Source organism: Actinomadura rugatobispora, assembly GCF_042656285.1.
Taxonomy (GTDB): Bacteria; Actinomycetota; Actinomycetes; order Streptosporangiales; family Streptosporangiaceae; genus Spirillospora; species Spirillospora rugatobispora.
Genome location: NZ_JBHSON010000009.1, coordinates 156328 through 165442, shown reverse-complemented (window position 1 = coordinate 165442; position 9115 = coordinate 156328). Strand labels below are relative to the sequence as shown.

The following is a 9115-nucleotide window of genomic DNA, read 5'->3' as shown; positions in this document are numbered from 1 at the left end:
GGGATGTCTCCCGATGCCTCTCGGTATCCCTAGGCGGCCAGGAAGCGGCTGCCGGCCATGGTGTACGGGGCGCTGGTCGCCGGCTCCGAACGCGGCCGGACCATCAAGGACAACATGTCGGCCTTCGCCGAGCTCGGCTTCGCCCCGCACGTGGCCGGCCAGCAGGCGCAGCGCGACCTGTCCACCACCGTCATGGGCGTGGAGACCGCGCTGCCGGTGCTCATCTCCCCCACCGGCGTGCAGGCCGTCCACCCCGAGGGCGAGGTGGCGATCGCGCGCGCCGCGGCCAACCGGGGCGTGATCATGGGCCTGAGCTCGTACGCCAGCAAGCCCGTCGAAGAGGTCGCCGCCGCCAACCCCAACGTCTTCTTCCAGATGTACTGGAGCGGCGACCGCGACGCGATGGTGCAGCGCATGGAGCGCGCCCGCAAGGCCGGGGCCAAGGCGCTCATCGCCACCCTCGACTGGTCGTTCTCCAACGGCCGGGACTGGGGCAGCCCCGTCATCCCCGAGAAGATCGACCTCAAGACCGCGGTGAAGCTGGCCCCCGGCGTCCTGCCGCGCCCGGGGTGGCTGTGGAGCTTCGCCAAGACCGGCCGCATCCCCGACCTGTCCGTGCCCAACCTCCAGCCGCCCGGCGGCCAGGCGCCCACCTTCTTCGGCGCCTACGGCGAGTGGATGCAGACCCCGCCTCCCACCTGGGAGGACGTGGCGTGGCTGCGCAAGGAGTGGGGCGGCCCCTTCATGCTCAAGGGCGTCACCCGCGTGGACGACGCCAGGAAGGCCGTCGACGCCGGCGTCACGGCGCTGTCGGTCTCCAACCACGGCGGCAACAACCTCGACACCACACCGGCCACCATCCGCGTGCTGCCGTCCATCGTCGAGGCGGTCGGCGACCAGGTCGAGGTCCTCCTGGACGGCGGCGTGCGGCGCGGCGGGGACGTGGCCAAGGCCCTGGCCCTGGGCGCCCGGGCCGTGCTCATCGGCCGCGCCTACCTGTGGGGGCTGGCCGCCAACGGGCAGGCCGGGGTGGAGAACGTCCTGGACATCCTGCGCGGCGGCCTGGACTCCGCGGTCCTGGGCCTGGGCCACTCCAGCGTCCACGAACTGTCCCCCGAGGACCTGGTCATCCCGCCGGGGTTCCTCCTGACCCTGGGCGGCGGCGCGGTCGCGGACGCCCCGGCGAGCTGACGTGCCAGAGGAGAGGGGCCGCGACCTGGCGGAGGCGGCGTGGCCTGACGTCCAGGCCGATCCGCTGGTGCTGGTGCCCGTCGGCTCGACCGAACAGCACGGGCCGCACCTGCCCCTCTCCACCGACACGGTGATCGCGCGGGCGGTCGCCGAGGGCGCGGCCGGCGCCCTGCGCCGGCACCCGGCCGCGCCCGTGCTCGTCGCCCCGGCGATCGCCTTCGGCGCCAGCGGCGAGCACGCCGGCTTCCCGGGGACGATCTCGATCGGGCACGAGGCGCTGCGCGCCGTCCTCGTGGAGACCGTCCGCTCGCTGGCCCTGTGGGCGGGCAGGGTCGTCTTCGTCAACGGGCACGGCGGAAACGTGGCCACGCTCGACGCCGCCGCGCACCAGATGCGCGCCGAAGGGCACGACACCGCGTGGGCAGGCTGCGAGGTCCCCGGCGGCGACGCGCACGCCGGGTCCACCGAGACCTCCGTCATGCTGCACCTGGCCCCGCACCTGGTGCGGCCGTTCGGCGCCGTCACCGGTGAGCGCCGTCCGCTGGCCGAGGTGCTGCCCGACCTGATCGCCCACGGCGTCCGCGCCGTGTCCCCCTCCGGGGTCCTCGGCGATCCCGCCGGGGCGTCGGCCGAAGAGGGCCGCCGGATCGTGGAGGCGATGGTCTCGTTCGTCGCCGCCCGGATCGGCGCCGGCCGGGTGGACGCCCGGGGACGCCTCCTCGACCCCGGCGTCCCGGCCCCGGGACCACGCCCGTGAGCGGCTCGGGAGACCGGCGCTCCTTCGCCCTCCCGGCGGGCCTCCCCATCGCGCTCGACCGGGGGACGTCCCTCTGGTCGGGCGGACGGGTCGCCACCGGCGGATCACCCTGGAAGGTCGTGCGCCTCGGCGAGGCCGCCCGCCCCCACCTGGCGGCGCTGCGCCGGGCCGGAGCGCGCGGCCTGGCCGACGACTCCCGCGTCGGGCGGGCGCTGGCCCGGCAGCTCATCGACCACGGTCTGGCCCACCCGGTCCCCGTGCCGCGCCCCGGCCCGCACGAGGTGACGGTGGTCGTCCCGGCGTTCGGACGCGCCGACGAACTCGAAGGAACCCTGGAGGCGGTCAAGGGCCTGCCCGTCATCGTCGTCGACGACGGATCCCCGGACCCCGGGCCGCTGCGCCGCGCCGCCGCCGCGCACGGAGCACGGCTCGTCGGGCACGACCGCAACCGGGGCCCCGCCGCTGCCCGCAACACCGGGCTGCGGCTGGCGCGGACGCCGTTGGTGGCGTTCGTGGACTCCGACTGCCGCCCCTGCGACGGCTGGCTGGACGTCCTGGTCCCGCACTTCGACGATCCCCGCGTCGCGGCCGTCGCCCCGCGGGTGGTGCCCCGGTCCGGGGACACCCGGCTGCTGGCCCGTTACGAGGCCGCCCGGTCCGCGCTCGACATGGGCCCGCGGCCCGCGCTGGTGCGCCCGGGCGGCAGGCTCGGGTTCGTCCCCACGGCGACGCTGCTGGTCCGCGTGGCGGCGCTGGAGGACGCGCCCTTCGACGAGCGGCTGCGGCTCGGCGAGGACGTCGACTTCGTCTGGCGGCTGGGAGATCTCGGCTGGAACGTCCGCTACGAGCCCGCCGCCCAGGTCGCCCACACGCCGCGGCTGCGCCCTTGGGACTGGGCGCGCCGGCGCCACCAGTACGGCACGTCCGCGGCCGACCTTGCCCGCCGCCACCCCGGCCGGGTGGCCCCGGCCCGGCCCTCGATGTGGAACCTCGCCGTCCTCGCCTTCCTCGCCCGAGGGCATCCGGTCCCGGCCGCCGCCTGCGGCGGACTGGCCGCGGTGCTGCTCGCCCGCCGCCTCTCACAGCTCCCGGCGGACTGGAGCCTTGCCGTCGCCATCGTCGCCAAGGGCACCGTCGCCGACGCGGCGGCCCTCGGGCACGCGCTGCGCCGCGAGTGGTGGCCCGCCGGCCTGCTGGCCCTGGCCGCCTGCCCGCGCAGCCGCCTGGCCCGCGCCGCCGCGGTGGCCATGCTCGCGCCCATCGCGCTGGAATGGCTGCGGCGCCGCCCCGGCGTCGACCCGGTCCGCTACACCGTCCTGAGGCTGGCCGAGGACGTCGCCTACGGGTCCGGGGTGACGGCGGCCTCGGCGCGCGCCCGGACCGCCGCCCCCCTGCTCCCGGACATCCGCCTCCCCGACGCGCTCTCGTCCATCCGCCGACGTCTCAGAAGCTGAGACCGCTCCGGCGTTGAGCGACTGCTTCAACGGCGGAGCGGCCGCAGGGGTGTGCTCGTCGCCGCCGAGGTCAGCTCGCGGCCTCGACCTCCGCTTCCTCCGAAGTCGCCTCCGGCTCGCTGGGGGCGGGGGCGGGCTTGCGCCAGTACATGGCGAGCTGGGCGGCCGCCCCGGCCAGCCCCAGGCCGGCCGCCAGCGCGGCGGCCTGGCCGCCGGAGATCCGCCGGTCGAGCCCGAGCGCCGAGTCCACGCTGTACTTGCCCGGCCCGAGGGCGGCGAGGGCGGTGGAGGCGATCGCGAGGTTCATCACGTACTCGTAGCCCTCGGCGTTCACGAAGAACCCGTTGGGCAGGTGCACCGACCGGGCCGCGACGCCCATCGTGCCCACGACCGCGGACGCCGCCAGCGGCGTGCCGGCCCCCGCGATGAGCGCGGCCCCCGCACCGACCTCGACGGCCGCGCTCAGCTGCGCCTGCAGCCGGGGCTGCCGGAACCCGATCGATCGGAACCAGCCCGCGGTCCCGTCGAGGGTCTGGCCGTGACGCACCCCGTGCGTGATCATGGTGCCGCCGATGGCGACGCGCAGCAGCAACCGCGCCACGTCCGTGCCTCGGCTTCCGCGCCGTGCTTTTCCGGACACCTTGTTCCTCTCGTTCGCAGACCGTCAGTCTTCTACACCACGCCCGCACCGCCGAGGGCGACCGGGTGGTCTCCAACATCCGCGGTGCACCGCTCCCCCGGGCGACCACCGGCGCCACCGCGTCCGCAACGCGCTCCGGGGTCCGCCCCATCCCCACCTTCATTTCACGTCCCTCAAATCCACAACCTATGAAATCGCTCACGGAAGGATGGGCCCGACAAGCCCGAGCACTTAACCCGAACAGCGGCGTTTTGTCGTGCAGCTGTCCTACGGTGTCGCCCCATGAGTGACGAGCGCTCCCCAGTGCGGGACGAGGATGTCCTGCTGCTTCCGGCCGACCTGCGGCGGCAGTTGCACCCGCGGCGAGGCGGCCATCCCGGCCCTGCCATCAAGATCGACAAGGCCGCCGCGGCGCGGCTGCGGGAGCAGCGCGAGAAGCGGTGGCCCGATCCCGCCGCCCTCAGCGCCAGGATCGTGGCCGGTCCGGATTGGCAGGACGGCGCGCGGCGGTACCTCGCCGGCGAGGCCGACCCGGTGGGCGCGGCGGCGGTCGCCCTGGTCCCGTGGAAGATCGACTGCTCGGTTCCCGGCAGCGAGCACCCGTCGGAGTGGGTCTGGGAGGGGGACGCCTCGACGGGCAGATGGGTGAAGAAATGGGCGAAGGGACGCGGTATCACCGATGAGCGCGCCCTGCCGCCCTGGAACGGCTACGACGAGGACTGGACCAGGGCCCGTTACGGTGGCTGGTCGCGGGGCGGCGTCCCCGAATCGCTGCAGGACCGGCAGACCCTGCTCATCAACGCCTGGAGCGCGGAGCACGGAGTGGCGTTCGCGGCGTGCGCCCTGGTCGAGCTGAGCACGGCCGCGGCGACCTGGGCCGGCGACTCGAAGCTCCGGTTCCGGGCCGGCGCGAATCTCTGGCTGGGCCAGGAGGGCGCCCAGCGCATGCGCACCCTCCTCGCGTCAGCCGATGACGGCGACTACGGGCAGGCGGTCGGAAGGCTGGCCGAGCACCGCCGCACCATCGAGCAGAAGGTCGTCGTGTCGTACCTGGTACCGACACGGCAGGAATGGCTCGCCGAATGCCGGGACTGGCTGGAGGAGAACCGATACGGGCTGGAGTGGCTGCGCCTGGCGATCGCCACACCGGAGCAACTCGCCAAGAAGAACGGGCTGGACTGGGAGGGCTATCCCCTGGGCTCGCTCGTCACGCTGGCCGACGGCGCCGGCGCGGAGGCTCTGCAGCTGTTCGTTCAGGGCCTGGACGGCGATTCCGATGACACCGAGCGCAAGCGGCTGCTCAAGGTGATCGGCCTGATGCCGTCGGACGAGGCGTTCCAGGTGCTGGTCGACCGCGCCGACGATCCGCTTGTCGAGCCCGTGCTGATCAAGGCGATGACCAGGTTCCCGGCACGGGCGCTCCGCCTGCTGGCCGCGGCGGGCGCCACCGGTCTGCTCACCGGTCACGTGCGGGCCCACCCGGAGCTGACCGCCGCGATGCTGCCCGAACTGCCGCCCGGGTCCCGCGCCACCGTGGAGGCGGTCGCCGCGGCAGACGCGCGGGTGCCGGAGGCGGCGCCCGACGACCTGCCCGGGCTCCTGATCGAGCCCCCGTGGGCCCGCGCGGGCGGGACGAGGCGGCAGATCGTCATCGCGGACCTGGCACCGCCGCCCGAGCAGAAGATGACCTGGGCGCCGGGTGAGCGGGAGGCATGGGCCGCCACCATGCCCACCTTCACCACGGAGCTCGGCTCCGACTGGGAGGCTGCGGCGAAGGAGTTCCGCGGCGGCGGCATGTACTGGTACGACGAAGTCGCACTACTGACACAGGGACCCGACGAGGTGGTCCGGCCCTTGCTCGCCGAGTGGAAGGGCATCCCCTCGTGGGATACCGGTGACGTCCCAGCGATGAAGCGCCTGGTGAGCCGGTTCGGCCAGGACGCCCTGCCCGTGGTGTCACGCGCCGCCACGGGGAACCCCGCCGCATGCGGAGGGCTTCTCCTGCCGTACCTGAACGCCGAGATCGCGGCGCTGATGGCCGACTGGCTGGCCCGCAAGAAGCCGGCCCGGCAGGCGGCGCTCGCCTGGCTGGACCGGCACGGCGCCGACGCCGCGCGGATGCTGTTCCCCGCCGCGCTCGGCAAGGCCGGAAGGAACCGGAAACACGCCGAGGGAGCGCTGCGGCTGCTGGCCGGCCGGACCGGCGCCGAAGAGATCATCACAGCGGCCCGCGACCTCGGTGACGAGGCCGCGAGCGCGATCGGGGCCCTGGTGGCCGACCCGCTGGAGGCCCTGCCGGACCGGATCCCGGCCGTGGGCGACTGGGCCAATCCCGGCGCGCTCCCGCAGATCCTGCTGCGGGGCCGCGAGCAGGCCCTGCCGGTGGCGGCGGCCGGCCATGTGATCACGATGCTGGCGATCTCGATGCCGGGCGAGATGTACGCGGGCGTCGGCGTCGTCCGCGAGTTGTGCGACGGCCGCTCCCTGGCCGAGTTCGGCTGGGCGCTGTTCGAACGCTGGGAGCAGCACGGCGCGCCGGCCAAGGAGGGCTGGGCGCTGGACCAGCTCGGCTGGCTCGGCGACGACGAGACGGTGCGCGCGCTGGCCGCCGCGATCGCCGCCTGGCCCGGCGAAGGGGGTCACCAGAAGGCCGTGCGCGGGCTGGACGTGCTCGCCGAGATCGGTACCGACCTGGCGCTCATGCACCTGAACGGCATCTCCCAGCGGGTGAAGTTCAAGGGGCTCAAGGCCCGGGCCCAGGACAAGATCGAGCAGATCGCGGCCCACCGCGGCTTGACGCCCGAGCAGCTCGCCGACCGCATGGTCCCCGACTTCGGGCTCGACGATGACGGCAGCATGACGCTCGACTACGGGCCGCGCCGCTTCACCGTCGGCTTCGACGAGGCGCTCACCCCGTTGGTCCTCGACGAGGACGGGCGCCGGCGGAAGACGCTGCCCCGCCCGGGAGCCGGTGACGACCCCGACCGGGCACCGGCCGCCTACCAGCGCTTCTCCTCGATGAAGAAGGTGGCGCGCACCGCCTCCGCCGACCAGATCCGGCGCCTCGAGAGGGCCATGGTCACGCGACGGCGGTGGACCGCGGCCGAGTTCCGGGAGCTGTTCGTCACCCACCCCCTGGTCTGGCACATCGCGCGCCGCCTCATCTGGCTGGCCGAAGACGGCGGCGCGACCGCCGCCTTCCGGGTCGCCGAGGACCGCACGTTCGCCGACGCGCGAGACGAGGCGTACACGCTGCCCGCGACGGCGACCATGCGCATCGCGCACCCCCTGGACCTCGGCGACGAGCTCGCCGCCTGGCGCGAGGCGCTGGAGGACTACGAGATCCTGCAACCGTTCCCCCAGATCGACAGGCCGACGTACGCGTTCACCGAGCAGGAGCGCGGGAGCGATCACCTCGCCCGTTTCGCGGGCCTCACGGTGCGCACGGTGCGGGTCCTGGCACTGCGCCACCGCGGCTGGATCCGCGGGTACTCCGACATCTCCCGCGACCTGTCCGCCGGCCGTCGCGTCCTCGTCAACCTGAGCCCGGGTCTGGGCTACGGCAGTCCGGACGACGAACCGGAGCAGCGGATCGAGGACGTCCGGCTGGCCGGTGGCGCCCACTTCGGCGACCTGGATCCGGTGACCGCCTCAGAGATCATCGCCGACCTCACCAGACTGGCCGACGCGACAGGCACACCCACCGAGAAGTAGCTTCACCCGGCGGTGACCTCGCTCGCTCGGATCGGCACGGGAGCCGGGTCCTCCCCCGCGCCGGCGATTGAGCGGGCACGGGAGAGGACCCAGAGGACGAGGAGCGTCAGGGCGGTGACGGCGATGGCTGCCACCGCCGCCGTCACGACGATCGGCTGCAGGCCGAAACCGACGACCAGAGGGCCGGAGAGCAAGACGGTGACGGGCATCAGCACATAGCCGGTGACCAGGTTCCAGCTGTTCACACGGACCAGCGCCGCATGGGGGATCTCGTCCTGCAGGGCGGTCGTCCAGAAGACGTAGTAGACGGCCTGCGCCGCGCCTGGGACGAGCGCCGCCGCGGCGATGGCCGGCCATGGGGCTTCGCCGCCCATCAGCAGCATGGGAATCGACACCGACATGGGCAGGAGTACCGTCACCGGGACGAGGTGCGCCGGGCGCCAGCGGACGCCGATCACCGCCCCCGCCAATGCCCCGAGGGGTTGGGCCGCGCCGATGACTCCCCACGCCAGTGCGCCGCCGTGCCCGTTCTCGGTGTAGAGCGGGCCGACGATCTTCATGTAGCAGACCAGGGCCGCGGTGATCACCGTGTAGTGCAAGGTCATGATCCAGACCCACGGGCGCCCCGTGAACTCTCGCCAGCCTTCCCGGAGCTCACGGATGGGGCCGGAGCGGGTCCGGCCGGGGCGATGGGTCATGAGGCGGCTGAGCAGTACGGCACTGATGCCGCACAACGTTCCTCGTACTGCTGCGGCGGATGCGGGACCGGCCAGGGTCACCACCGCACCCGCTGACACGAACCCGATGAGATGGCCGAGCGCCTCGGTCTGGCTGACCAACGCATTTCCCGCACGGCGCTGGCCTCCCTCCAGGAGGTCGGCGATGATCCCTCGCACCGTTGGCATGAAGATGGCCGCGGCGACCCCGCTCAACCCAGCCAGTGAGCAGAGCAGCGGGAGAGGGGCGCGCTCCATGGTGAAGGCCGCCCCCAGCGCCAGCCAGGCCAGGCACGCGAGAAGCTCCGCGCCCATGAGCACGTGGTGACGCCGGAAGCGATCGCCGATGACTCCGCCGCAGAGGATGAGCAGTGCGGGGAAGGTACTGCAGGCAACAACGAGGGAGAGTTCTCGGGCGCCGTATCCCATCCCCATGACGCCCCACGCAAGGGCGACCTGGCCGATCCCGACGCTCGTGCTCGAGATGACCCGGGATATGAACAGCGGAGCGGCCGATGCCTCTCTGAGCGAGGCCACGATTCCGGACAATGGTGGATGCCTTCAGGTGAGCGAGCATGAACTGCGCTACGTGGGTCGCGGGCCGTTCACGGGATCGCCGAGCACGTTGGCGATACTCGACTTC

6 protein-coding genes are annotated in these 9115 nt (G+C 73.6%); 4 read left to right on the top strand and 2 right to left on the bottom strand.

Annotated features, from left to right (window positions below; genetic code table 11):
• Positions 1-48: 48 nt before the first annotated feature.
• Genes mftD through mftF form a run of 3 tightly spaced genes read left to right on the top strand, consistent with a single transcriptional unit; the run spans position 49 to position 3402 of the window.
• The gene (mftD, locus tag ACFPZN_RS08930) at positions 49-1191 is read left to right on the top strand and encodes a pre-mycofactocin synthase MftD (protein WP_378281350.1); all 1143 of its coding nucleotides are present in this window, start codon (positions 49-51) and stop codon (positions 1189-1191) included.
• A gap of 1 nt (position 1192) precedes the next feature.
• Positions 1193-1948 carry a mycofactocin biosynthesis peptidyl-dipeptidase MftE gene (mftE, locus tag ACFPZN_RS08925; protein ID WP_378281345.1) on the top strand — a complete coding sequence of 252 codons (756 nt, stop codon included), beginning with the start codon at positions 1193-1195 and terminating at the stop codon, positions 1946-1948.
• Entirely contained in the window at positions 1945-3402 is a 1458-nt protein-coding gene (gene mftF, locus ACFPZN_RS08920; RefSeq protein ID WP_378281344.1) for a mycofactocin biosynthesis glycosyltransferase MftF, read from the top strand. Before mftE ends, mftF begins: the two co-directional genes overlap by 4 nt.
• A gap of 70 nt (positions 3403-3472) precedes the next feature.
• On the opposite strand, the gene ACFPZN_RS08915 is transcribed toward mftF, so the two are convergent.
• Entirely contained in the window at positions 3473-4003 is a 531-nt protein-coding gene (locus tag ACFPZN_RS08915) for a DoxX family protein (protein ID WP_378281343.1), read from the bottom strand.
• A gap of 321 nt (positions 4004-4324) precedes the next feature.
• Here ACFPZN_RS08915 and ACFPZN_RS08910 point away from each other — a divergent pair, with 321 nt between their 5' ends.
• On the top strand, positions 4325-7756 hold the full coding sequence (locus tag ACFPZN_RS08910) for a DUF4132 domain-containing protein (protein ID WP_378281342.1): 3432 nt from the start codon (positions 4325-4327) through the stop codon (positions 7754-7756).
• 2 nt (positions 7757-7758) lie between these two features.
• On the opposite strand, the gene ACFPZN_RS08905 is transcribed toward ACFPZN_RS08910, so the two are convergent.
• Entirely contained in the window at positions 7759-9009 is a 1251-nt protein-coding gene (locus ACFPZN_RS08905; RefSeq protein ID WP_378281341.1) for an MFS transporter, read from the bottom strand.
• Between the last annotated feature and the right edge of the window lie 106 nt (positions 9010-9115).

What these genes read in the sequence shown, in the direction of transcription:
- ACFPZN_RS08910 (WP_378281342.1), top strand. Translation starts at nt 4,325, where the DNA reads ATGAGTGACGAGCGCTCCCCAGTGCGGGACGAGGATGTCCTGCTGCTT.